We start from the raw sequence: 25,067 nt of genomic DNA on the forward strand, positions 1-25,067 counted from the left end.
CAGGGTCAGGACGGGTACTGCTCGGTGGCGCACTCGCCGCACGTGCCGAACAGCTCGGCGTGGTGGTCGACGTCGACGAAGCCGTGCTGCTGCGCCACCTGGCTCGCCCAGCGCTCCACCGGTGCCCCCTCCACCTCGACGGTACGGCCGCACTCGCGGCACACCAGGTGGTGGTGGTGCTGCTGCTTGACGCAGCGCCGGTACAGGCTCTCGCCGTCGTCGATGCGCAGGACGTCGACCTCGCCCGCCTCGGCGAGCGACTGCAGCGTCCGGTACACGGTGGCCAGGCCCACGGATTCGCCCGCGGCGCGGAGCATCTCGTGGAGCTGCTGCGCGCTTCTGAAGTCCTCGGTCTGCTCCAGCAGCCCGCTGACGGCGGAGCGCTGCTTCGTCATCCGCAACATCACACCGCCTCCCTGACCTGGACGTCATCCTCGACGTCCAGGTGCGGATCCGTGGCCGAGGGCCGACGCCCCAGCAGCGGACGCACCACCGATACTACGGCGTAGACGCCGATGGCGAGGATGACGATCGTCGCACCGGGCGAGAGCGGGTAGAAGTATGTGATCGACAGACCGGTCACCGTCACCACCACGCCGACGCCCATCGCCACCGCCATCGTGCGCCGGAACGAGGAGACCACCAGCTGCGCGATCGCGACGGGCACGATCATGAGTGCCGACACCAGCAGCACCCCGACCACGCGCATCGCCACCGAGACGGTGAGCGCCGCCAGGACGGCCACCGTGAGGTTGAGCACGCGCACGGGGAGCCCGGACGCCCGGGCGAACTCCTCGTCGTGGGACAGCGAGAACAGCGCGGGGCGCAGCCCGACGCCGATGCCGAGGATGAGCGCCGCGAGCGCCACGGTGGTCCACAGGTCGAGCGTGGTCACCGTCGAGATCGAGCCGAAGAGGTACCCGGTGAGCGTGGCGGCGGTGCCACCGGCGAGCCCCATGAGCAGCACGCCACCGGCGATGCCGCCGTAGAAGAGGAGCGCGAGGGCGACGTCGCCGCTCGTCTTGCCGCGCTCGCGCACCACCTCCACGAGCACCGCACCGACGATCGCCGCGGCGACGGCACCGGGCACAGCCAGGGCGTCGCGCTGGGTGAGCCCGGCCACGTTGCCCACGAGCCAGCCGGCGGCGACGCCGGTCAGCGCCATGTGACCGATGCCGTCGCCGAGCAGGGCGAGGCGCCGCTGCACGAGGTAGGTGCCCACCACCGGGGCGGCGAGGCCCACCAGCAGCGCCACGATCAGCCCGCGCTGCATGAGCGGGCTGGCGAGCATGGTCGTGAGGGTGTCGAGGGCGGTCATCACCACTCCGAGGAGAGATCGGGGGCCGTGGGGGCCGACGGGAGGTCGTTGCCGTGCTCGTGGTCGTGGTCGTGCGCCGGGTCGTCGTGGCCCGCGGCGGGCTGCGGTGGGGCGCCGTCGTGGACGACGCGGCCGTGCCTGAGCACGACGGCCCGCTGCACCAGCCCGGCCAGCTCGCCCAGCTCGTGCAGCACGACGAGGAGGGTCACGCCGCGCTCGCGCAGGCCGGTGAGCGTGCCGGCGAGCGCCTCCTTCGAGGTCCGGTCGATGCCGGCGAGCGGCTCGTCGAGGATGAGGAGGTCGGGGCGTCGCACCAGGGCGCGCGCGATGAGCACCCGCTGCTGCTGGCCGCCGGAGAACGTCTGCACGCTCTCCCGCGCCCGGTGGGCCAGGCCCACCTCGTCCAGCGCCTCGAGCGCCCGACGGCGGGCATCGCGTGGGGGGCGCAGGCGGCGGTTGTCCAGGAGCCCGGTGGTCACGACCTCGAGGGCCGTTGCCGGGACGCCCGCGGTGGCCGTGACGCGCTGGGGCGCGTAGCCGATGCGGTGCCACGGCAGCTCCCGGCGCGGCCCGGCCAGATCGTGGCCGAAGAGGCGAACGGAGCCGTGGATCGGCACCACGCCGACGAGCGCCTTCACGAGGGTGGACTTGCCGGAGCCGTTGGCCCCCAGCAGGGCCACCATCTCGCCCAGCCCCACGGTGAGGGCGACGTCCCGGAGGATGGGGGCGGAGCCGAGCACGACGCTGAGGTCGCGGGTGATGATCGGGTGGTCCACGGGCGTCCATGCTTCCACGCCGGGGGTGGACCGTGACCCGGCGGCGGGCAGGGTGCTCATGCGCATGTCAGCGCCTCGCGCAGCGCGGCGAGGTTCTCGCGCATGACCTGCTGGTAGTCCTTCGTGTCGTCGACCAGACCCTCGACGGGGTCGAGCACGGCGGCCGCCACGCCGAGGTCGGCGGCGAGCGTCTCGGCGACCTGGGAGCTGACCAGCGACTCGGTGAACACCGTGGTCACCCCCTTGGCCCGCACGACAGCGGCGATCTCGGCCAGCCGGGCGGGTGAGGGCTCGGTCTCCGGGTCGAGGCCGGCGATGCCGATCTGCTCGAGGTCGTAGGTCTCGGCGAGGTAGCCGAAGGCCTCGTGCGAGACGACGATCGTCCGGCGCTCGCACGAGGCGAGGCCGTCCCGGAACTCGGTGTCGAGCGCGGCGAGCTCGTCGCGCAGCCGCGCGGCGTTCGCGGCGTACCCGGCGGCTCCGTCGGGGTCGACGACGGAGAGGGCGTCGGCGACGTCCCCGGCGACCGCCCCCAGGCGTACGGGGTCGAGCCACAGGTGCGGTTCAGCCGTCTCGAGGTCGGCACGCGTGGCGGCGTCGACCACGTGCTGGGGCGAGGTCTGCTCGACACCGTCGTCGACGGCGGGCTGGAACCCGGAGAGATAGACGACGAGGTCCGCGGCCCCGAGCTGCGCGACGGCACGGGGGGAGAGCTCGAGGTCGTGCGGCTCGGCGCCCGGGGGGGTGAGCGAGGTGACGTCGACCCGGTCACCGCCGACCTGCTCCGTGACGTACTGCAACGGGTAGAACGACGCCAGCGCCGTGACGCCGCCGTCGTCGTCCGAGGAGCCCGTCTGCCCGCCGCCGCACGCGGCGAGGGTCACGGTCGTGGCCAGGAGGGTCGCGACGGTCGCCGCAGCTCGATGCTTCATGATGATCATTCTCAACTGAACCGAGAATGGGTGTCAAACTCGTGGGTGTGACGTGCGCCGCACCACCGTCCGGCGGGCGGTCCGGCGCATGGTGATCGTGCCCGGCGTCGGTAGGTTGGGCCAGTGGAACGGACCGGCGCACGTCGGCCCACGTGAACTCCCGTGCCAGCCAGGTGCGGGTCCGCACCAGCAACCGGAGTGATCTACCGTGGCCGCACCCTCGCGCCTGGACAACGTCATCAACCTCGCCAAGCGGCGCGGCTTCGTCTTCCCCTCGGGAGAGATCTACGGCGGCACCCGCTCCGCGTGGGACTACGGGCCCCTGGGTGTCGAGCTGAAGGAGAACATCAAGCGCCAGTGGTGGCGGAACATGGTCACCTCCCGCGACGACGTCGTCGGCCTCGACTCCTCCGTGATCCTCCCGCGGCAGGTCTGGGTGGCCTCGGGCCACGTCGGCGTCTTCACCGACCCGCTCACCGAGTGCCTGAGCTGTCACCGGCGTTTCCGCGCCGACACGATGGCCGAGGAGTACGAGGAGAAGAAGGGCCGCGCCCCCGAGAACGGGCTCGCGGACATCGCCTGCCCCAACTGCGGCACCCGCGGGCAGTGGACCGAGCCGCGCGACTTCAACATGATGCTCAAGACGTACCTCGGCCCGGTCGAGGACGAGTCCGGCCTGCACTACCTCCGGCCCGAGACGGCGCAGGGCATCTTCGTCAACTTCGCCAACGTCATGACCTCGGCGCGGAAGAAGCCGCCGTTCGGCATCGGCCAGATCGGCAAGTCCTTCCGCAACGAGATCACCCCCGGCAACTTCATCTTCCGCACGCGCGAGTTCGAGCAGATGGAGATGGAGTTCTTCGTCGAGCCCGGCACGGACGAGCGGTGGCACCAGTACTGGATCGACGCCCGGACGCAGTGGTACACCGACCTGGGCATCGACGCCGCCAACCTGCGCCACTACGAGCACCCGCAGGAGAAGCTCTCCCACTACTCCACGCGCACGGTGGACATCGAGTACCGGTTCGGTTTCCAGGGCAGCGAGTGGGGCGAGCTCGAGGGCGTCGCGAACCGCACGGACTTCGACCTCACGACCCACGCCGAGCACTCGGGCCAGGACCTCAGCTACTTCGACCAGGCCAAGAACGAGCGGTGGGTGCCGTACGTGATCGAGCCGGCCGCCGGTCTGACCCGTTCGCTCATGGCGTTCCTCGTCGAGGCCTACACGGAGGACGAGGCCCCCAACACCAAGGGCGGCGTCGACAAGCGCACCGTGCTCAAGCTCGACCCGCGCCTGTCCCCGGTCAAGGCCGCGGTGCTGCCGCTCTCCCGCAACGAGCAGCTCTCGCCCGTGGCGAAGGACCTCGCCGCCGAGCTGCGCCGGCACTGGAACGTGGAGTTCGACGACGCAGGCGCCGTCGGCCGCCGCTACCGCCGCCAGGACGAGATCGGCACACCGTTCTGCATCACGGTGGACTTCGACTCCCTCGAGGACCAGGCCGTCACCGTGCGCGAGCGGGACACGATGGCCCAGGAGCGCATCGGTCTGGACAAGGTCCGCGGCTACCTCGCCGAGCGGCTCCTCGGGGCCTGACCGGATGGCCCACTCACACGCCCACAGCGGCGAGGCCCTCGCCCCCGCGGAGTCCCGCCAGGTGCGGTGGATCCTCACCGCGCTCGTCGTGCCGCTGCTGGTCGCCACGGTCGTGGGGCTGGTGGCGCTGTGGCCGCGTGGCGAGTCGCCCGTCGGTTCGATGCCGCTGGCCGGCACCGGCATGACGGTCGAGACGGGCACCGTCGTCGAGGTCCTCGCGGCCGACGCCCCCGACGGCCAGATCCGTGTCGAGCTCGCCTCCGGCGCGGGGGCGGGGCAGGTCATACCGGTCCAGGTCCCGCCGGAGATCATGGCGAACGGCATGGGCGTGGGTGACGAGCTGCGGCTGATGTTCACGCCGCAGGCCATGGGCACGGGCAGCCCGTACGTGTTCTGGGACTTCGAGCGCTCGACGCCGGTGGGGGCCCTCGCGCTGGTCTACGCCGTCGTCGTCCTCGCCGTCGCCCGGTGGCGCGGCCTGACGGCGATGCTCGGCCTCGGCACCTCCCTCGCCGTCATCGTCGTCTTCGTCCTGCCCGCGCTCATGCTCGGTTCGCCGCCCCTCGCGGTGGCGCTGGTCGGTTCCGGGGCGATGCTCTTCCTCTCCCTCTACCTCGCGCACGGCATCTCGATCCGGACGACGACGGCGCTGCTGGGCACGTTCATCGGGCTGGGGATCACCGTGGCGCTCGCGACGTGGGGCACCCGCGCCGCCAACCTCACCGGCACGAGCTCGGACCAGGCGCTCGTGCTCTCGACGATGTTCCCCGGCCTCTCGCTCTCGGACCTGCTGCTGTGCGGGATCGTCATCGCCGGGCTCGGCGCCCTCAACGACGTGACGATCACCCAGGCGTCCGCCGTCTGGGAGCTCCACGGCGCCAACGCGTCGCTGTCCCGGACGCGGCTCTTCGCGCAGGGCATGCGTATCGGCCGGGACCACATCGCCTCCACCGTGTACACGCTCGCGTTCGCCTATGTCGGCACGGCGCTGCCGGTACTGCTCGTGGCCTCGATGATGGACCGGCCCGTGCTCGACACGCTGATGGCGGGGGAGATCGCGGAGGAGATCGTGCGCACGCTCGTCTCCTCCATCGGGCTGGTGCTCGCGATCCCGGCGACCACCGGTATCGCCGCGCTGCTCGTGCGGCGGGCGGCCGTACGGGGCGGCACCGCGCAGCGCGCCGGAACCGCGGAGCGCACCGACACCGCTTACGTGATCGCGGCGGCGCGCGGTACCGCAGCGCGCACGGGCCCGGCGGAGGCCGGCGCATCGCACAGCTGATCGCACGCACCCGCGCGCGGCGTCGGGGACAATGACCCGGTGAACGCGCTGCGGATCGGATCCGTGACCCTGGGCAGCCCCGTCGTCCTGGCTCCCATGGCCGGGGTGACGAACTCGCCGTTCCGGCGCCTGTGCCGGGAGGCGGGGCTGGCCGGCCTCACGCCGGGCGAGGACGCCCCGCCGGGGGGTGCGTCCGCGTCGGCGGCCTCGGCGGCGGCGGTCTCGTCCACGGCGGCGGCGGCCCCGGGGGCGGGGCCGCGTGGCACGTACGCGCCAGCCGGCCTCTACGTCACCGAGATGATCACCTCCCGCGCCCTCGTCGAGCGCACACCGGAGACGATGCGCATGATCACTCCGGACCCGGAGGAGCCCGTCCGCTCGGTCCAGCTCTACGGCGTCGACCCCGCCACCATCGCTGCCGCGGTGCGGATCCTCGTCGCCGAGGACCGGGCCGACCATATCGACCTCAACTTCGGCTGCCCGGTGCCCAAGGTCACCCGCAAGGGCGGCGGCGCCGCCCTGCCGTGGAAGCGCGACCTCTTCGACACCATCGTGACCGACGCCGTCGCCGCCGCCCGGGACGCCTCCGCCGGGCGCGACCACGAGGTCCCGGTCACCGTGAAGATGCGGATGGGCATCGACGCCGACCACCTCACCTACCTGGACGCGGGCCGCCTCGCCGAACGGGCCGGTATCGCCGCCGTCGCGCTGCACGCCCGCACGGCCGCGCAGCACTACTCCGGCCAGGCGCAGTGGGAGGCGATCACCCGTCTCAAGGAGGCGATGACGTCCGTACCGGTGCTGGGCAACGGGGACATCTGGGCCGCGGAGGACGCCCTGGACATGATGGCGCGCACCGGGTGCGACGGCGTCGTCGTCGGCCGCGGCTGCCAGGGCCGGCCGTGGCTGTTCACCGACCTCGTCGCCGCCACCAGCGGATCGGGCCACCGGGTCACCCCCGGGCTGAGCGACGTCGCTGCCGTGATCCGCCGGCATGCCGAGCTCATGGTCGAACACTTCGGCTCGGAGCTGCGGGGACTGCGGGAGATGCGCAAGCACCTGTCCTGGTACCTCAAGGGCTACGTCGTCGGCGGTGCGGCCCGCCACGACCTCGGCCTCGTCGCCACGTTCGCCGACCTCGACGAGCGGCTCGCCGCCCTCGACCTGGGCCAGCCCTACCCCGGTGCGGGCGCCGAGGGGCCGCGCGGCCGGGCCGGCTCCCCGAAGCGACCCCACCTGCCCGACGGTTGGCTGAGCAGCCGTGACATGGACGAGGCGCTGCGCGCCATGATCAACGAGGCCGAGCTCTCCGTCTCCGGGGGCTGAGCGCGCCGCACGTCGCGCCCGGTCGGGGCGGGTTCAGTTCGAGGTGCGCCGCGCCCAGACCGTGACGTCACGGGGGACGAGGCGTGCCTCGAGCGGCTCCGACGCGACGAGCACCTCCCATGACGCCGGCACCTCGACCGGGGCAGCGCCGAGGTTGGTGAGGACGAGCAGGTCGTCGCGCCCGGGTGCGGAGCTGACGAACGCGACGACGTCGGCGCTGCCGGCGTGCGCGTCCTGCCACGTCAGCGTGCCGAGCCCGAGGCCCAGCGCGGCCCGGGTGGCGAGCGCCGCCCGGTAGAGCTCGAGCGTGGAGCCGGGCACGCCGCGCTGGGCGTCGGCGGCGTGGGCGGCCCAGCCGGCCGGCTGCGGGAGCCATGTCGCCCCGGTGGGGGAGAAGCCCGCGGCGGGGGCATCCCGCTCCCACGGGAGCGGCACGCGGCAGCCGTCGCGGCCCTTCTCGGCCCCCTCGGTGCGGAAGAAGGCCGGATCCTGCCGGTACTCGTCGGGCAGGCCGGTGTGCTCGGGCAGCCCGAGCTCCTCGCCCTGGTACAGGTAGGCCGAGCCGGGCAGGCCCAGCATGAGGAGCGTGGCGGCGCGGGCGCGGCGCAACCCGAGAGCGGCGTCGGGCTGGGGGTCCTGCGCACCGATGCCGTTCGGGCCCTTGCCGGTCTCGGTCAGGCCGAGGCGGGAGGCGTGCCGGACGACATCGTGGTTGGACAGCACCCAGGTGGTCGGTGCGCCGTGGGTGTCGTTCGCCGCGTAGGAGGCGAGGACGACGTCGCGCAGGGCGGAGGCGTCCCAGGTGGTGACGAGGAAGGCGAAGTTGAACGCCTGATGCATCTCGTCCGAGCGGACGTAGCGGGCCAGCCGCTCCAGCGGGTCCACCCACGCCTCGGCCACGAGCACCCGCTCGCCCGCGTACCCGTCCAGCACGCGTCGCCAGTCCCGGTAGATCTCGTGCACGCCGTCCTGGTCGAACATCGGCGGGCGCTGCGGCGCCGGCTGGGCACCCGCCGCCGGGTCGTCGACGGCGGGGATGCCCGAGGCCCCCTCGACCATCGTCACGTGGCCGGTCCAGTCGGGCAGGCCGGCCGCCTTGACCAGGCCGTGCGCGACGTCCACCCGGAAGCCGTCCACGCCGCGGTCGAGCCAGAAGCGCAGGATGTCCTCGAACTCGGCGCGGACCTCGGGGTTCTCCCAGTTCAGGTCCGGCTGGGCGGTGTCGAAGAGATGCAGGTACCACTGACCGTCGTGCTCCCACGGGCTGCCCGGGGCGTCGGCGCGGTCGCGCACCCGCGTCCAGGCCGGCCCGCCGAACATCGACTCCCAGTTGTTCGGCGCCTCCTCGCCGGTCTCGCCATCGCCCTCGCGGAAGAGGTACCGCGCTCGGGCCGGGCTGCCGGGGCCGGCCCGCAGCGCCCGGGTGAACCACTCGTGCTGGTCCGAGGTGTGGTTGGGCACCAGGTCGACGATGACCCGCAGACCGAGCGTGTGCGCCCGCGCCAGCAGCGCGTCCGCGTCCGCCAGGGTCCCGAAGCGCGGATCCACCGCCCGGTAGTCGGCCACGTCGTAGCCGCCGTCCGCCTGGGGGGAGAGGTAGAACGGGGAGATCCAGACGGCGTCCACGCCCAGGTCGGCCAGGTGATCGAGGCGCGCCGTGATGCCGGGCAGGTCACCCGTGCCGTCGCCGTCGCTGTCCGCGAACGAGCGCGGGTAGATCTGGTAGATCACCGCGTGGCGCCACCATTCGGTGCCGATCGTGGTCTCGCTCGTTGCGGGGTAGGTGAGATCTGCGGTCACGGTGCTCCTGGGTCGTTCCGGTCGTATGGCAAGCGCAAGATTCGTACGGCAAGCGTAAGAGGCACAGCGGTTCCGGACAGCCGGGGGCGAGGTCGTGCGGCGGTCCGGTCGGCGCCTCGGGGCCGCCCGGTCAGAAGCCGGAGAGCACCGCCGCACCGGCGGAGCCCACCGCCGCCCCGGTGGAACCACGCACGATGAGCTCTGGCACGAAGAGCAGCTCCCCGCGCGGCACGGGGGCACCGGAGATATCCCCGATCAGGGTGGTGACGGCCGCCTGGGAGATCGCGGCGACGGGCTGGCGCACGGTGCTCAACGGTGGGTCGGTGAAGGCGATCAGGGCGGAGTCGTCGTAGCCGAGCACCGAGACGTCCTCGGGGATGCGCAGGCCCCGCGAGCGCGCGGCGCGCACGACGCCGAGCGCCATGAGGTCCGAGCCGCAGACGATGGCGGTGCGACCCTGCTCGATCAGGGTCGTCCCGGCGCTCACCCCGCCCTCGACCGTGAACAGCGTGGCGACCACGAGCGGCTCGGCGTCGCCGAGATAGGTGGCCATCGCCTGCTCGAACCCGGCGCGCTTGACCCGCGCGGGGACGAACCGGTCCGGGCCGAGCGCCAGACCGATCCGCTGGTGGCCCTGCGAGGCGAGGTGCCGCACCGCGAGGTCCATGCTGACCCGGTCGTCGGTGGAGAACGACGGCGCGTCGATCCGGTCGTTGTGACCGTTGATCAGTACGAAGGGCAGGCCACGCTCGCGCAGCCGCTGGTAGCGCGAGACGTCCGCCTGGGTGTCGGCGTGCAGCCCGGAGACGAAGACGATGCCGTCCACGCCGTGCTCCAGGAGCATCTCGACGTACGCGTCCTCGGTGGTGCCACCGGGGGACTGCGTGCACAGCAGCGGGGTGAAGCCCGCCGTGGCGAGCATCGACTCGATGGCCTGGGCGAAGGCCGGGAACACGGGGTTCGACAGCTCCGGCACGATGAGGCCGACCAGGCCGGCGGAGCGGAGGCGCAGGGTCGAGGGCCGCTCGTACCCGAGCAGGTCCAAGGCGGCGAGCACCGCGCGCCGCGTCTCGTCGGCGACCCCCACCTTGCCGTTGAGCACGCGGGAGACGGTTGCGGTGCTGACGCCGGCCTGCTCGGCAACGTCGGTCAGCCTGGTGCGCCCTTGCATCGCGGAAAACCTGACCCTCTTCGTCCTCGTGCGGCCATGGTGCCGCGATGTTGTCGCCATGGTGGCAGTGCGGGCGACGTCGCCGTGCCCGACGGTGAAAACTGCTCCCTGAAAGTTACTGCAAGAAGTTGCAGGGCGCCACTTTCCTGTCTATCGTCGACACATCCGAGCAGGGCTGGGCACGGGTGCCGGGCCTCGGTCGGCAGACACATCGGCCACTCATCTCAGGAGATCAAGATGCGACGGAGCATCACCGCGCTGGTTGCGACCGGCCTGGCGCTCACCCTGGCTGCCTGCTCCAGCGGCAGCACCGACGGCGGGACAACCCCCGCCGAACAGACGTCGGCGGGGGGGGAGAGCCCCACCGGGGACGGCGGCACGCTCACCATCTGGGTCGACGAGACCCGCCAGCCCGCCGTCGAGGCGGCCGCCGCGGCCTTCGAGGCGGAGACCGGCGCCACCGTCGAGACCGTCCTGAAGAACTACGACGACATCCGGCCGGACTTCAACGCCCAGGTCCCCACGGGGGAGGGTCCCGACATCACCGTCGGTGGCCACGACTGGCTCGGCGAGCTCACCGCCAACGGTGTCGTCGCCCCGATCGAGCTCGGTGACAAGGCCGCCGAGTTCGAGAGCGTGGCCGTCGAGGCCTTCACCCAGGACGGCCAGGTCTACGGCCTGCCCTACGCGGTGGAGAACATCGGCCTCATCCGCAACACCGCGCTCGCCGCACAGGCCCCCGCCACGTGGGACGACGCCGTCGCCGCCGGGCAGGCCGCCGGGACGACGTACCCGATCCTCATCCAGATGGGCGAGGAGGGTGACCCCTACACGATGTACCCGCTGCAGACGTCCTTCGGGGCGCCGGTCTTCGCGCAGAACGCGGACGGCTCCTACACCGCCGAGCTCGCGCTCGGCGGGGAGCCCGGGAACGCCTTCGCCGAGTGGCTCGCCGCCCAGGGCGCCGCGGGCGTGCTCGACACCGCGATCACCTACGACATCGCCGTCGAGGCGTTCAAGAACGGCGAGTCCCCGTTCATCGTCGGCGGCCCCTGGATGCTGGCCTCCTTCGAGGGCCTCGACCTCGCGATCGACCCGATCCCCTCGGCCGGCGGACAGCCCGCACAGCCCTTCGCCGGCGTGCAGGGCTTCTACGTGAGCGCGCAGAGCAAGAACACGCTCCTCGCCAACGACTTCCTGGTGAACTACATGGCCACCGAGGAGGCCCAGCTCGCACTGTACGAGGCCGGTGACCGCCCGCCGGCACTGACCGCCGCCGCCGATGTCGCGTCCGCGGACGAGATCACGGCCGGGTTCCGCGAGGTCGGCACGGACGCCGTGCCGATGCCCTCGATCCCGGAGATGGGCTCCGTCTGGGCGTTCTGGGGCGTGACCGAGGCCGCGATCGTCAGCGGCGCCCAGGAGCCCGTGGCCGCCTGGGAGAAGATGACCTCCGACATCCAGGGTGCGCTCGGCGCGGCCTGACCTCTCGCGGCCGGCCGTGGCCGCGCCGTCTGACCCCGGTGTGCGGCCGGCCCCGGCCGGGCCCCACACCCCAGCCGCACGACCGCAGCACCCCGGTGCCCGGGAGGACCCCATGAGCGCGCAGCCCACCACGAAGGTGCGCCCCCCTGACGAGCCGAAGATGTCTCACGCCCGGAACTTCGCGCCCGGCTTCATCGTCAAGCTGATCCTGATGGGTCTCGTGAACGCCCTCGGGGTCTACGTGGTCCTCGCCGCCTGGCAGCAGGGCGCCACGGTCATCCTGTGGGCGATGGTCGCCCTGCTGCTCGTGACCAACTACGTCTACTTCAGCCGCCGGACCCTACCGTCGAAGTACCTGCTCCCGGGTCTGGTCTTCCTGCTGGTGTTCCAGATCTTCGTGGTCTTCTACACGGCGTACGTCGCCTTCACGAACTACGGCGACGGCCACAACTCCACGAAGGCCGACGCGGTCGCCGCCCTGTTGATCCAGAACGAGCGGCGCGTCGAGGGCTCGGCCAGCTACCCGCTGACGGTCCTGTCCGACGGCGGCGATCTCGCCTTCGGCATCCTCGTCGACGACGACGTCGTGCGCGTCGGCCGGGCCGAGCAGCCCCTGGAGACCGTCGAGGGCGCGACCGTCACCGACGGCGCCGTCACCCAGGTGCCCGGCTACGAGCTCCTGTCACGCCAGGAGATCCTCCAGCGACAGGCGGAGGTGACGAGCCTGCGGGTTCCCGTCTCCGACGCACCCGAGGACGGCTCCGTCCGCACGCAGGACGCCCGTACCGGCTACGTCTCGATCTCCACCCTGCGGTACGACGAGGCCGCGGACACCATGACGGACACCCTCACCGGGACCGTCTACACACCCAACGGCGAAGGCCAGTTCCAGGCCGCAGACGACTCCTTGCTGCCGGTGGGCTGGCGGGTGACCGTCGGTTTCGACAACTTCGTCACCGCGTTCGGTGACTCCCGCTACTCCGAGCCGTTCGTCAAGATCCTGGTGTGGAACATCGCCCTCGCGGTGCTGTCCGTGCTCACGACGTTCGTCCTCGGCCTCTTCCTGGCGATCGTGTTCAACGACGAACGGGTCCACGGCCGGCGCCTGTACCGGACGCTGCTGCTCCTGCCCTACGCCTTCCCCGCGTTCCTGTCGTTCCTCGTCTTCCGGGGCATGCTCAACGAGCGGTTCGGGTTCGTGAACGACGTGCTGCTCGGCGGCGCCGACGTCCCCTGGCTCACCGACCCGTGGCTGGCCAAGGTCGCGGTGATCGCGGTCAACCTGTGGGTCGGCTTCCCGTACATGTTCCTCATCTGCACGGGCGCGCTGCAGTCGATCCCGAAGGACGTGATGGAGGCGGCGTCCATCGACGGTGCCGGCCGCATGCAGCTGTGGCGGCGCATCACCCTGCCCCTCCTCCTCGTCTCGACGGCCCCGCTGCTGATCTCCTCCTTCGCCTTCAACTTCAACAACTTCAACCTCGTCTACATGCTCACCGGTGGTGGTCCACGATTCGCCGACGCCTCGGTGCCGCTGGGGCACACCGACATCCTCATCTCGATGGTGTACGCGGTATCCGGCGTGAGCGGGCTGGCACCGAAGAACTACGGCCTGGCGAGCGCCCTCTCGATCGTCATCTTCCTGATCGTGGGCACGATCTCGGCCCTCGCGTTCCGGCAGACGCGCAAGCTCGAGGAGTACAACTGACATGGCCACCACGCGCACCGCCGGGCAGCCGGCCCCGGTCCAGCAGAACCGGATGAGCCGGCGCCGCTGGCTCTCCGAGGTCGGCTGGCGCCACCTCGTGGGCTTCATCGCCGTCGTCTATGCGGCCTTCCCGATCGTCTTCGTCGTCTCGTCCTCACTGAGCCAGGGCGGGACGCTGACCGGCTCCAACGAGCTGTTCGCCGACGTCGCCACCACCAACTACGCCGACCTCACCAGCACGAAGTTCTGGACGTGGATGGGCAACACGCTCATCATCGGCGGCATCACCGCCATCGGCACCGTGCTGATGGGCGCGGCCGCCGCGTACGCCTTCTCCCGCTTCCGTTTCACCGGCCGTCGCGTCGGCCTCACCGCGCTGCTGATCATCCAGATGTTCCCGCAGATGCTCGCCTTCGTGGCGATCTTCCTGCTCCTCATCGCGCTGGGGAACGTGGTGCCGGTCCTCGGACTCAACAGCAAGATCGCCCTGATCTGCGTCTACCTCGGTGGCGCGCTCGGGGTGAACACCTTCCTGCTCTACGGCTTCTTCAACACCATCCCCAAGGAGCTCGACGAGGCGGCGAAGATCGACGGCGCCTCGCACGCGCAGACCTACTGGACGATCATCCTGCGGCTGGTGGCCCCGATGCTGGCCGTGGTCGGCCTGCTCTCCTTCATCTCCACGTTCAACGAGTTCATCATCGCCCGCATCGTGCTCCAGTCCGAGGAGAACTGGACCCTCGCGGTCGGCCTGTACGGCTGGGTCTCCGAGCTGCTCGAGGCCAACTGGGGCCTGTTCGCGGCCGGTGCGGTGATCTCGGCGCTGCCGGTGCTCGTGCTGTTCCAGTTCCTGCAGCGGTACATCGTGGGCGGTGCGACCGCCGGGTCGGTGAAGGGCTAGCAGACGGGCCGACGGCGCACCGCGCGGCAGACGGGCCGACGGCGCACCACGCGTCAGGCGAGCGAGAGTCAGACCGCGCGTCAGGCGAGCGAGAGCCAGACCGTGGTGTCCTGCGGGACGAGCACGGCGTCGTCCTGGGGGGCCGGGAGATCGCGGCTGGCGTGCAGGATCTCCCGGTGCGCCGGGATGCGCACCGGCGCGGCCCCGAGGTTGACCAGCACCAGCACCTCGCGGTTCACCAGCACCAGCGCCTCCGCGGCGGGTGCGTCGTCCATCCACGCCAGCGGGCCGGACCCCAGGCGCAGCTCGCGGCGCAGGCGCAGCGCCTGCCGGTACCGCTCGAACGTCGAGCCGGGCGTGCCGCGCTGCTCCGCCGCGGCGCGGCTGACGGCACGGAGGCGCTGCACGGTCGTCCCCCCGGTGTCGAGGCCCACGGTGTCGCCCAGGTGGATGTGCGCCACGCCCGGCAGCGCGAGCATGAGGAGGGTGACGGCGGCCTGGCGTGCGCGGCGGGTGTCCGGCGCGAGGTCCGCCCAGGCGGGGGCGAGCGGGCCGGCCGCCGTGCCGCCCTCGGCCACCGCGAGCGTCCAGCCGGCCGCCGCCCCGACGGCGTCCCGGTGCGGGTAGGCCCGGGTGATGGCGTCCCGCAGCGACCGGGCGTGCCACGGCGTCGAGACGAGCCGGTCGTCCCGCAGGACGTGCAGCCAGTCCTCCTCGATGTGCGCGGCGAGGCTGTCGGGGTCGGCAGCGGAGGCGGCCGCCGTCAGGACGGCCTCCTCAGGACGGTCGGCGACGAGGGCGTGCACGGCGCCGAGGTCGACGCCGGCGTGCTGGTGCGGGCCGCTCGCGACCGCCGTGGCGGTGCGGAGGTCGATGCCGTCGACGCCGCGGGCGAGCCACCAGGCGCACCGCTCCCGGTGCCAGGCCGTGGGGTCCGCCGTCGCCGCGGGGGCGTCCGTGCCGCCGACCGCGGCGAGGACCCGGATGCCGCGCCGGTGTGCGCGGTGGACGAGGCGGTCCACCGGTTCGGCGGCGCGGTCCGCGCCCACCTCGGGAGCGTGGAGAAGGAGCGCGTCCGCGCCGAGCCGGGCCACGTTGGAGATCTCGTCGGAGAGCACGTCCAGCGCATCGACGTCGACGACGCCGGGCACCTGGTACACGACGGCCTCGTGCCACCACGCCGGGTTCTTGGTGCGCCGGTGCACCACGGTCGTGGTCGTGACGGCGGGGAGGGAGGTGGCCGGGGGCGCAGCCGCGGGCGGTGTCGCGCTGTGGTCGGTCACCCCGCCATTGTGGCCCATGCTGGGCGGGGGGCACACGGCGTAGGCTCCGAGCGTGCCCCAGGACTTCATGACGCCGGATCGCCACGCCCCGGCGCCGTCCCCACCGCCCGTGCGGGACGGGGCGTACACCGGGCGCGACCGCGAACGCTGGGTGCCCGAGGAGGGCAAGAACCCGCGCCGCACGTCCTTCGAGCGCGACCGGGCGCGCGTGGTGCACTCCTCCGCACTGCGGCGCCTCGGCGCGAAGACCCAGGTGCTCGGTCCCGCCAGCGACGACTTCTCCCGCACCCGCCTGACCCACTCGCTCGAGGTCGCGCAGGTGGGCCGCGAGCTGGGCAAGGCGCTGGGCTGCGACCCCGACGTCGTCGACACCGCGTGCCTCGCCCACGATCTCGGACACCCGCCGTTCGGGCACAACGGCGAGCGGGCGCTCCAGGTGGTCGCCGCCGAGATCGGTGGCTTCGAGGGCAACGCCCAGACGCTGCGCCTGCTGTCCCGGCTCGAGGCCAAGACCTTCGCGGACGACGGCACCTCGGCCGGGCTGAACCTGACACGGTCGACACTCGACGCCGCGACGAAGTACCCGTGGCTGTCCGGCGATGGGCCGCGGCGCCCCGACGGCGCTCCGACCAGGAAGTTCGGGGTCTACCGCGAGGACCTCGAGGTCTTCGCGTGGCTGCGCGACGGTGCCCCGGTCGCGCGGCGCTGCCTCGAGGCGCAGGTGATGGACCTCGCCGACGACGTCGCCTACTCGGTGCACGACGTCGAGGACGCGATCGTGGGCGGCAAGGTCGACCTGGAGCGGCTGCGCACCGGTGCCGAGCAGGAGCGCGTCGTCGCCCAGGTGCGGCAGTGGTACGAGCCTGCGGTCTCCGACGACGAGCTCGGCGCGGCCCTCGAGCGGCTCGTGGCCATGCCGATCTGGGTGCGCAGCCACGACGGTTCCCGCCGTGACCTGGCCGCACTGAAGGACATGACCAGCCAGCTCATCGGGCACTTCTGCGGGGCGGCCGAGGAGGCGACCCGGGCGACGTCGGGTGCCGGACGCCTGACCCGGTACGCGGCGGACCTGGTGGTGCCGGCCGGTACCGCGGCCGAGATCCTCGTGCTCAAGGGGGTGGCAGCGCTCTACGTGATGGCCCCGCGCGAGCACGAGCCCCTGTACCTGGCCCAGCGCACCATCCTCTTCGACCTCGTCGACGCGCTCGTGGAGTCCGGCGCCAAGCAGCTCGAACCCCCGTTCGCGGACGACTACCGCGCGGCCGAGGACGACGCCGGGCGCCTGCGCACGATCATCGACCAGGTTGCCTCGCTGACGGACACGTCCGCGCAGCAGTGGCACGCCCGGCTGTGCGGGATGCTCTCCGAGGTGTACTGAGCTCCTGGTGCGCGCCCGTCGTCGGGCCGGGGGGACGGGCCTCGGCACGGGTGGGGACGGCGGCACCGCGTACCGGTGCGCCGACCTAGACTGGCGCCATGGCAGGCCTGATCCGACGCGAGGACATCGCCACCGTCCGCGAACGGGCCCGCATCGAGGAGGTCGTCGGTACCTACGTCACCCTCAAGCCCGCCGGTGTCGGGTCGATGAAGGGCCTGTGCCCGTTCCACGACGAGCGGACGGCGTCCTTCCACGTCCGCCCCCAGCTCGGACTGTGGCACTGCTTCGGGTGTGACGAGGGCGGCGACGTCATCTCCTTCGTGCAGAAGATCGACCACCTGCCCTTCACGGAGGCGGTCGAGCGGTTGGCCGACAAGGTCGGCATCCAGCTCCGCTACGAGGACGGCGGGACCACCCGGCCCCGGGAGGAGCCCGGGCGGCGCCAGCGCCTCGTCGAGGCCCACCGGGTGGCGGAGGAGTTCTACGCCGCGCAGCTCGACGGCCCCGAGGCCGAGGCGCCGCGCCGGTTCCTCGCCGAGCGCGGCTTCGACCGCCAGGCGACCGCGACGTTCGGCGTCGGGTACGCCCCCAAGGGATGGGACCACCTCATGCGCCACCTGCGCGGGCGCGGCTTCACCGAGGCCGAGCTCTCGGCGTCGGGGCTGGTCTCGCAGGGCAACCGGGGCGTGTACGACCGGTTCCGCGGCCGTCTCGTGTGGCCCATCCGGGACATCACGGGGGAGACGATCGGGTTCGGGGCGCGGCGCCTGTACGAGGAGGACCAGGGTCCCAAGTACCTGAACACGCCCGAGACCGCGATCTACAAGAAGTCCCAGGTGCTCTACGGCCTGGACCTCGCGAAGAAGACCATCGCGAAGGAGCGCAAGGTCGTCGTCGTCGAGGGGTACACCGATGTCATGGCTGCCCACCTCGCCGGGGTCGGCACCGCGGTGGCGACCTGCGGCACCGCGTTCGGTACCGACCACATCCGGATCGTGCGCCGGCTGCTGGGCGACTCCGCCGACGCCGCCACCGGGATCATGTTCTCCTCGGGCGCCACCCGCGGCGGCGAGGTGATCTTCACGTTCGACGGCGACGCCGCCGGGCAGAAGGCGGCGCTGCGTGCCTTCGACGAGGACCAGCGGTTCGCGTCCCAGACGTTCGTGGCGGTCGGCCCGGACGGGCTGGACCCCTGCGACCTGCGCCTGCAGCGCGGCGACGCCGCCGTGCGCGAGCTGGTGGCCGCGCGCCAGCCGCTCTTCGCCTTCGCCATCCGCTCCGTGCTCGCCCAGGTCGACCTCGCGACGGCGGAGGGCCGGGTCGCTGCCCTGCGCGCCGGCGCCCCGGTGGTGGCCGGCATCCGGGACCGCGCGCTGCGCTGGGAGTACGCCCGCGAGCTCGCCGGGTGGCTGGGCATGGACGAGACGGCCGTGCGCCGGGCCGTGCAGGCTGCCGAGCGGGCCGCCGGCCGGCAGGGGCCCGGTGGCGCATCCGCGGGTGCGGGCGAGCCGGGCGCTCCCGGGGGACCGGCCGGCGGGTACGGACGCGGCGCCGTCGGGGAGAGGGGCTCGCCCGGGAACGCCCGGGCCCGTTTCGGCGGGTCCCGTGGCGGGCGGGAGGATCCGGTGGCCCGCCTCGAGCGGGAGGTCCTCGAGGTGGTGCTCCAGCTCCCGCAGCACGCGCTGGGCGCCGGGTTCGACACCCTGGCCCCCGACACGTTCACCGTGCCGTCCTACCGCGGCGTGCACGACGCGATCCGCGCCGCCGGGGGTGCGACGGCCTACGGGCAGATGGTGGAGCGCCTCGCCGCCGAGCGCGGCGGAGACGCGGCAGGGCACGCCGCCGCCCGGTGGGCGGAGCAGGTGCGGGAGAACGCCGCCGGGCCGGTGGCCGGCGTCATCACCGAGCTCGCCGTGGCGCCGCTGCCCGCGGACCGCCCCGACACCCTGGTCGGCTACGCACGCGGCGTCCTCGTGACGCTGATCCGGATGGGGCTGACGCGCCAGATCGGTGACGTGAAGGGGCGGCTCCAGCGCACCGACCCCAACGACCCCGGCTACGCCCAGATCAACACCGACCTGTTGGCCCTGGAGGCGCGTAAGCGCTCGCTCGACCCGGAGTGAGGCCGGGCACGGCGGGCACCGACCTGCGTCCCGTCCTTCGTGGTGGACGACCGGCCGGGGGTGTGCGGTGCGCCGACCTGCGGTTTTCTGGACGATGACGGGAGACAGGACCGGACACCAGGGGACCGGATCCCCTGGTGTTCTGGCAAATGGTGGCACGACACGAGGAACAGAGGCAGACGGCGATCACCACCGAATCGCCTGGCACCCCACGCTCGGGCGGAAACCGCACGCACGGCGAAGGTCACCGATCACGTTCGGCGCCTACGCCGAGTCGTGGCTCATGCGCCGCGACCTCAAGGCGACGACCGCGGTCCACTACCGCGGCATCCTCGACAAGTTCATCCTGCCCCTCTTCGGTGACCGGCCCGCCGTCGCCAGCACGCCCACCGACATCGCAGACTGGAACCACGAGCTTGCGGCGATCGCCGGCAACAGCTGCGCGACGACATCGACAAGTATGCGCGATGGGGTCGCGACGGGCTGCTGTTCCCACACAAGGACGGTGAGCAGCTGACCCACTCGGGCTTGTCTTGGCACTTTCACAAGGCCCCTGACGCCGCCGGTCGATCCGGCCTGCACCTCCATGATCTGCGGCACCCCGGGGCGGTCCTGGCAGTACACAGACGGGCGCGACGCTGAAGGAACCGATGAGGCGGCTCGGTCACTCGACCCCGGCCACGGCGATCCGCTACCAGCACGTCGCTCAGGGGCGGGATGCGCAGATCGCGGCGAAGGTCTCAGAGATCGCCAACGGGTCCAGAGGGACCGGGCCGCCAATCCATCGGATGCATCAAGAGGCAATCGAGGCTCAGCCGCACCCGCCCTCCGGGGCCACCTCGAAACTCGTGGATCGAGGTTCAGCGGTAGGGGTCGCCGATGCCCACGTAGACGGTGTCGAGGTACTCCTCGATGCCCTCGTGCGAGCCCTCCCGGCCGAGCCCGGAGTGCTTGACCCCGCCGAACGGGGCGGCCGGGGTGGAGATGACCCCGGCGTTGAGACCGACCATGCCGTACTGGAGCCGCTCGACCAACCGCAGGCCGCGGGAGATGTCGCGGGTGTAGACGTAGGCGGCGAGCCCGAACTCGGAGTCGTTGGCGCGGCGGACCACGTCGTCCTCGGCGGTGAAGGTGACAATCGAGACGACCGGCCCGAAGATCTCCTCGTGGTGGATCTTCGCCTCGGACCCCGCGGCGGTCACCACGGTCGCGGGGTAGAAGTAGCCGGCGCCGTCGGGCAGGCTGCCTCCGGTACGGACCTGGGCACCGTGGGCGACGGCGTCGGCCACCAGGGCGTGGACCTTCTCGCGGGAGGGGGAGTCGACGAGGGGGCCGAGGTCGGTGTCCGCCTCGGTCCCCGGGCCGGGGCGCAGCGCGGCGGCGCGCTCGGTCAGGCTGGCGGTGAACTCCTCGGCCACGGACTCGTGGACGTAGAAGCGGTTAGCCGCCGTGCACGCCTCCCCGACGTTGCGGAACTTGGCCGCCATGGCGCCGTCGACGGCGGCGTCGAGGTCGGCGTCGTCGAAGACGATGAAGGGCGCGTTGCCGCCGAGCTCCATGGAGGTGCGCAGCACGTTCTCGCCCGCCTGGGCGAGGAGCTTGCGACCGACCTCGGTGGAGCCGGTGAAGGACAGCTTGCGCAGGCGTCGGTCGCTGAGCAGGGGAGCACTCAGCCGGCTCGCACTGCGGGTGGGCGTGACGTTGACGACGCCGGCCGGCACCCCGACCTCGTGGAGGATCTGGGTGAGAAGCAGGGTCGTCAGCGGGGTCAGGGCCGCCGGCTTGACCACCGAGGTGCAGCCGGCCGCCATGGCTGGGCCTACCTTTCGGGTGGCCATGGCGAGGGGGAAGTTCCAGGGCGTGATGAGCAGGCACGGCCCGACCGGGCGGCGGGTGACGAGGATGCGATTGACGCCGTCCGGCGCGCTGCGGAAGCCGCCGTCGATCCGGACCGCCTCCTCGGAGAACCAGCGCAGGAACTCCGCCCCGTAGGCGGCCTCCCCGCGGGCCTCGGCCAGCGACTTGCCCATCTCCAGGGTCATCAGCAGTGCAAAGTCCTCCGCCCGGGCGGTCACGGTCTCGAACGCCGCGCGCAGGAGGTCGCTCCGTCGCCTCGGCGCGGTGGCGGCCCAGGCGCCCTGCGCGCGGTCGGCCGCGTCCAGGGCAGCGAGGCCGTCCTCGGCGCTCGCGTCGGCCACGGTCGCCAGCACCTCGCCGGTGGCGGGGTCGTGGACCTCGAAGCGCTCGCCCGTCGAGGCGGGGCACCACCGGCCGTCGATATACAGGTCGGTCGGGACGGAGTCGACGAGCGCGCGGATACGGTCGCTCGTGGGGGTCTCGCTCACTGGTTCTCCTTCGAAGGATGGGGCGTCTCTGCGTCGGATCGTCTCCGGGTGCTGCAGCGCAACGACGGTTCGGTGTCAGAGGAGCAAGGCGACCGGTGACTCGACCGCCTCGACGAAGGCCGCGAGCCAACGGGCGGCAAGCTCGCCGTCCAGCACCCGGTGGTCGGCGGACAGTGTCACGGTCATGACGGTGGCCACCTCGACCGAGCCGTCGACGACGACCGCGCGCTGCTCGGCGGCACCTACCGCCAGGATCCCGCAATGCGGCGGGTTGATGATGGCCCCGAAGTCGCGCACCCCGTGCATGCCGAGATTCGACACGGTCATCGTCCCTCCCTCGAGCTCGTGCTGTCGCAGGGACAACGAGCGCGCGCGCCGCGCGAGGTCCTTGATATCGGCCGAGACCGCTGTCACGGACCGCGCGCCGACCGCTCGCACCACCGGGGTGAGCAGGCCGTCGCCGGTGGCGACCGCCACTGCGACGTCGATACCGCTGAGGTGCACGGTGCCCTCCTCGCTCCAGCGGACATTCGCCTCGGGGACCCGTATGAAGGCGCGAGCGACCGCCTTGACCACGAGATCGTTGACCGAGACGCGCTCGTCCGCGACCTCGTTGATCTGTCGGCGCAGCTCGAGCAGCGCCTCCATGCGGCAGTCCGCCCGCAGGTAGAAGTGCGGCACGGTGGCCTTGGACTCGGTCAGCCGGCGGGCGATCGTCCGGCGCATGCGGGTGTGCGGTACGACGGTCTCGAAGGCGGTTGCCTCGGTCCTGGCGACGGGAGCGGCCGGGGCCGGCTCTCCGTGCCGCTCGACGTCGCGTCGGGTGACGCGGCCGCCCGGGCCGCTGCCCGTGATGTCGGTGACGTCCACGCCGCGCTCTCGGGCGAGCCGGCGCGCCAGTGGGCTCGCGAAGTGACGCGACCCCGACGGCGGGGCAGCCGACGTTTCGTCGGGGAGAGCGGATGGGTGCGCTGCCGTCTCGGATGACGCTGCAGCGTCCGTCTCGGCCGTCGTCAGCGCCGGTTGCGGCCGGCTGGCGGGCGCCGGAGCCGGAGCCGCCTCCGGCGTGGCCGGCGTCGCCGGTGCCGGTGTGCCGATGGTCGACGTGACGTCGACCGCGTCGATGTCCTCATCGGCGGCCAGCAGCACGATGAGCGGTGTCCCGACGGGGACCGTCTGGCCACTGTCGACCAGGAGACGGCCGACGGTCCCGGCGACCGGTGCCGGCAGGTCGATGACCGCTTTCTCGGTCTCGATCTCTGCGATCGTGTCGCCGACCGCGACAGTGTCTCCCTCGACGACGCTCCAGCTGGAAATCGTCGCCTCCTCGGTGCCCGCGAGCACCTCGGGCATGGTCATGACGTGCGCCATCAGCGTCCCATTCCCTCGACGACCCTGCGGATGCCGGACGCGACCTCGTCGGTCTTGGCGATCGCCGCACGTTCGAGCACCTTGGAGATGCTCGGCGAGGCCTCGGCCCCGGTGACACGCTGCACGGGCTGGTCCAACCAGTCGAACAGGCGCCGCTGGATCTCGTCCGCGAGCCACGCGCCGTAGGACGTGCCGCGGGCGCCCTGCTCGACGATCAGGACGGCGTTGGTCTTGCGCACCGACTCTTCGATGGTCGGCCAGTCGAGGCTCGCACGGTCCAGCCAGCGCAGGTCCACCACCTCGGCGTCGACTCCCACCCGCTCGACGGCGGCGAGCGACTCGGACACCATCGACAGGTAGGTGAGGATGGTCAGGTCCTCGCCCTCGCGTCGTACGGCGGCCTTGCCGAACGGCAGCTGGAAGTCCAGGTCCGTGGTCGGTGCCAGGCCGGTACTGCCGTACAGGTCGACGTGCTCGAGCACGACGACCGGGTCCTCCAGCGCGAGCGCGGCATTCATCAGCCCGACGTAGTCGAACGGCGTGGAGGGGGCGACGATGCGCCAGCCTGGTGCGGTGGCGAAGATGCCGGCAGGGTCCATCGAATGCTGGGAGCCGTACCCGGTGCCCATGGCGACCTTCGAGCGCAGTACCAGGGGAACGCCGTGGTCCCCGCCGAACATATGACGAGCCTTGCCGATCTGGTTGAAGACCTGGTCGGCGGCCACCCACATGAAGTCGGAGTACATGAACTCGACCACCGGCCGCACTCGGCCGTCCACGGCCATCCCCAGGGCCGCCCCGGCGAAACTGTTTTCGCTGATCGGCGTGCCGAGCACACGGTCGGGGAAGCGCTCGGACAGCCCCTTCGTGGCGCCGTTCGTCCCGCCACCGAGGCGATGGACGTCCTCGCCGAGGACCACGACTCGCTGGTCGGTCTCCATACGGCGTCCAAGGGTGGCGGCGATGGTGTCGACGAACTTGGCGTCGGCGAGCTCGCCCTCGAACGTCCCCTGTTCCGTGGTGCGTGCACCGCGGAGCTCGGATGCGTCCCCGCGTAGCCCGACGTCGACGAAAGTGGTGTCCGGCCACAGATCGGGCCGGATGCGGCGGGCGCCGCGGTCAGTGTCTGGATCCGACTCGACCAGGGCCGAGACGGCTGCCTTCATCGCCGCCTGGGCCTGCGAGCGGACGTCTGCCACGCCCTGCGCATCGAGCAGGCCCCGCCGCACCAGATGAGAGGCGACGAGCTCGAGGGGGTCACGGGCCCTCCAGGCCTGCTCCTCGTCCTTGGTGCGATAGCCGAAGGCACTGCCCGGGTAGGGGCCGTTCTGGTGGAAATAGCGATAGACCTCGGCCTCGACGAAGGTCGGGCCCTTGCCGGCCCGCATGTGCGCCGTTGCCTGCTCCACGGCCAGGTGGACGGCGAGTGGGTCCATCCCGTCGACCTGCCAGGCGGGGATGGCGAACGCGCCGCCCCGGGCGGACAGGCGGGTCTCCCGAGTCGCCTCGTCCACGCGCGTGGAGACGGCGTATCCGTTGTTCTCGACGAAGAAGCATACCGGGGCGTCCCAGACCGTGCTGAGGTTCAGCGACTCGAGGGTGGAGCCGATATTCATCGCACCGTCGCCGAAGTAGGTCACCGTGACGTCGTCCGTGCCGGCCCGCTGCTGGGCGTAGGCGTTGCCGACGGCGGACGGGACGCCGCCGCCGACGATGGCGTTGGTGCCCAGCACCCCGGCCTCCGGCCACTGCAGATGCATGGAGCCGCCACGGCCGTGGCAGAATCCCTCGGCGAGGCCGAGAATCTCGGCCAGCGTCCGGCGCAGCAGTCCGGCCACCCGCTCGTCGACCAGGTTGCCCAGGTTCAGGTCCGGGGCGACGTGAGCGAGCGCCTTGGCCAGGAAGTGATGGTGCCCGCGGTGCGAGCCGTTGACGGCGTCGGTCGAGCGCAGCGCGATGATCGACCCCACCGCGCCGCCCTCCTGACCGATGCTCGAGTGTGCCGGGCCGTTGACGAGGCCCTCGGCGGCAAGTTCGAGCACCGACTCCTCGAAGGCCCGGATGAGGTGCAGTTGGCCGAGCATGCCGGTCAGCAGCACCGGGTCAGCCTTGTCCCAGTCGGACCGGGTGGTGCTCAGTCGCACCCACGGTGCCTGGGGGGCCAGCTTGGTCGTACGTGGCATCGTCGCTCCTCAGGACGCCGTCGTCAGATGCCGCATACTATGCCGCTATTGGATACAGTTTCGCAAGGGTTCCGCTGGGCGACGTGCTGAG

The 25,067-nt window shown here is 72.1% G+C and carries 19 protein-coding genes; 9 read left to right on the forward strand and 10 right to left on the reverse strand.

The window, feature by feature from the left end; all coding sequences use genetic code 11:
* Positions 1–5: 5 nt before the first annotated feature.
* From ACYC1Z_RS00385 to ACYC1Z_RS00400, 4 genes are read right to left on the reverse strand one after another with little or no spacing between them, the layout of a single operon-like run.
* Positions 6–404, reverse strand: a complete 399-nt coding sequence (locus tag ACYC1Z_RS00385) for a Fur family transcriptional regulator (RefSeq protein WP_461407577.1) — start codon at positions 402–404, stop codon at positions 6–8.
* Positions 404–1,318: a metal ABC transporter permease gene (locus tag ACYC1Z_RS00390; protein WP_461407578.1), complete on the reverse strand. Its 915-nt coding sequence runs from the start codon at positions 1,316–1,318 to the stop codon at positions 404–406. Before ACYC1Z_RS00390 ends, ACYC1Z_RS00385 begins: the two co-directional genes overlap by 1 nt.
* Positions 1,318–2,160, reverse strand: coding sequence for a metal ABC transporter ATP-binding protein (locus ACYC1Z_RS00395; protein WP_461407579.1), 843 nt, complete (start codon positions 2,158–2,160; stop codon positions 1,318–1,320). Before ACYC1Z_RS00395 ends, ACYC1Z_RS00390 begins: the two co-directional genes overlap by 1 nt.
* Positions 2,151–3,026, reverse strand: coding sequence for a metal ABC transporter substrate-binding protein (locus tag ACYC1Z_RS00400; protein ID WP_461407580.1), 876 nt, complete (start codon positions 3,024–3,026; stop codon positions 2,151–2,153). The genes ACYC1Z_RS00395 and ACYC1Z_RS00400 overlap by 10 nt, the downstream gene beginning before the upstream one ends.
* 208 nt (positions 3,027–3,234) lie before the next feature.
* Here ACYC1Z_RS00400 and ACYC1Z_RS00405 point away from each other — a divergent pair, with 208 nt between their 5' ends.
* The 3 genes from ACYC1Z_RS00405 to dusB are packed head-to-tail and all read left to right on the forward strand — an operon-like array spanning position 3,235 to position 7,228.
* Positions 3,235–4,620: a glycine--tRNA ligase gene (locus ACYC1Z_RS00405; protein WP_461407581.1), complete on the forward strand. Its 1,386-nt coding sequence runs from the start codon at positions 3,235–3,237 to the stop codon at positions 4,618–4,620.
* A 4-nt stretch (positions 4,621–4,624) separates the two neighbouring features.
* Complete coding sequence (locus tag ACYC1Z_RS00410) at positions 4,625–5,902, forward strand: YibE/F family protein (protein WP_461407582.1); 1,278 nt, start codon at positions 4,625–4,627, stop codon at positions 5,900–5,902.
* Between the two features lie 39 nt (positions 5,903–5,941).
* The gene (dusB, locus tag ACYC1Z_RS00415) at positions 5,942–7,228 is read left to right on the forward strand and encodes a tRNA dihydrouridine synthase DusB (protein WP_461407583.1); all 1,287 of its coding nucleotides are present in this window, start codon (positions 5,942–5,944) and stop codon (positions 7,226–7,228) included.
* Positions 7,229–7,261: 33 nt separating this feature from the next.
* Here dusB and ACYC1Z_RS00420 read toward each other — a convergent pair whose 3' ends face one another.
* Together ACYC1Z_RS00420 and ACYC1Z_RS00425 are read right to left on the reverse strand one after the other, a co-directional pair.
* The gene (locus tag ACYC1Z_RS00420; protein WP_461407584.1) at positions 7,262–9,028 is read right to left on the reverse strand and encodes a glycoside hydrolase family 13 protein; all 1,767 of its coding nucleotides are present in this window, start codon (positions 9,026–9,028) and stop codon (positions 7,262–7,264) included.
* 130 nt (positions 9,029–9,158) lie between these two features.
* Entirely contained in the window at positions 9,159–10,199 is a 1,041-nt protein-coding gene (locus tag ACYC1Z_RS00425; protein ID WP_461407585.1) for a LacI family DNA-binding transcriptional regulator, read from the reverse strand.
* Between the two features lie 237 nt (positions 10,200–10,436).
* Here ACYC1Z_RS00425 and ACYC1Z_RS00430 point away from each other — a divergent pair, with 237 nt between their 5' ends.
* From ACYC1Z_RS00430 to ACYC1Z_RS00440, 3 genes are all read left to right on the forward strand, one after another.
* Complete coding sequence (locus tag ACYC1Z_RS00430) at positions 10,437–11,684, forward strand: sugar ABC transporter substrate-binding protein (protein WP_461407586.1); 1,248 nt, start codon at positions 10,437–10,439, stop codon at positions 11,682–11,684.
* Between the two features lie 112 nt (positions 11,685–11,796).
* Positions 11,797–13,392: an ABC transporter permease subunit gene (locus tag ACYC1Z_RS00435; RefSeq protein ID WP_461407587.1), complete on the forward strand. Its 1,596-nt coding sequence runs from the start codon at positions 11,797–11,799 to the stop codon at positions 13,390–13,392.
* A 1-nt stretch (position 13,393) separates the two neighbouring features.
* Complete coding sequence (locus ACYC1Z_RS00440) at positions 13,394–14,293, forward strand: sugar ABC transporter permease (protein ID WP_461407588.1); 900 nt, start codon at positions 13,394–13,396, stop codon at positions 14,291–14,293.
* An 80-nt stretch (positions 14,294–14,373) separates the two neighbouring features.
* Here the strand turns inward: ACYC1Z_RS00440 and ACYC1Z_RS00445 are convergent, their stop codons facing one another.
* Entirely contained in the window at positions 14,374–15,576 is a 1,203-nt protein-coding gene (locus tag ACYC1Z_RS00445) for an alpha-amylase family protein (RefSeq protein ID WP_461407589.1), read from the reverse strand.
* Between the two features lie 67 nt (positions 15,577–15,643).
* Here ACYC1Z_RS00445 and ACYC1Z_RS00450 point away from each other — a divergent pair, with 67 nt between their 5' ends.
* The 3 genes from ACYC1Z_RS00450 (at position 15,644) to ACYC1Z_RS00460 (ending at position 19,594) form a co-directional block, all read left to right on the forward strand.
* The gene (locus tag ACYC1Z_RS00450) at positions 15,644–16,954 is read left to right on the forward strand and encodes a deoxyguanosinetriphosphate triphosphohydrolase (RefSeq protein ID WP_461407623.1); all 1,311 of its coding nucleotides are present in this window, start codon (positions 15,644–15,646) and stop codon (positions 16,952–16,954) included.
* 98 nt (positions 16,955–17,052) lie between these two features.
* Positions 17,053–19,077 carry a DNA primase gene (dnaG, locus tag ACYC1Z_RS00455; protein ID WP_461407590.1) on the forward strand — a complete coding sequence of 675 codons (2,025 nt, stop codon included), beginning with the start codon at positions 17,053–17,055 and terminating at the stop codon, positions 19,075–19,077.
* Positions 19,078–19,360: 283 nt separating this feature from the next.
* Entirely contained in the window at positions 19,361–19,594 is a 234-nt protein-coding gene (locus ACYC1Z_RS00460; RefSeq protein ID WP_461407591.1) for a hypothetical protein, read from the forward strand.
* 343 nt (positions 19,595–19,937) lie between these two features.
* Here ACYC1Z_RS00460 and ACYC1Z_RS00465 read toward each other — a convergent pair whose 3' ends face one another.
* The 3 genes from ACYC1Z_RS00465 to ACYC1Z_RS00475 all read right to left on the reverse strand — a co-directional run bounded on the left by ACYC1Z_RS00465 (position 19,938) and on the right by ACYC1Z_RS00475 (position 24,976).
* Complete coding sequence (locus ACYC1Z_RS00465; protein WP_461407592.1) at positions 19,938–21,422, reverse strand: NAD-dependent succinate-semialdehyde dehydrogenase; 1,485 nt, start codon at positions 21,420–21,422, stop codon at positions 19,938–19,940.
* Between the two features lie 75 nt (positions 21,423–21,497).
* Entirely contained in the window at positions 21,498–22,793 is a 1,296-nt protein-coding gene (locus tag ACYC1Z_RS00470) for a dihydrolipoamide acetyltransferase family protein (RefSeq protein WP_461407593.1), read from the reverse strand.
* Positions 22,793–24,976, reverse strand: a complete 2,184-nt coding sequence (locus ACYC1Z_RS00475; protein ID WP_461407594.1) for an alpha-ketoacid dehydrogenase subunit alpha/beta — start codon at positions 24,974–24,976, stop codon at positions 22,793–22,795. The genes ACYC1Z_RS00470 and ACYC1Z_RS00475 overlap by 1 nt, the downstream gene beginning before the upstream one ends.
* Positions 24,977–25,067: the final 91 nt, after the last annotated feature.

This window comes from Georgenia sp. (assembly GCF_054605595.1).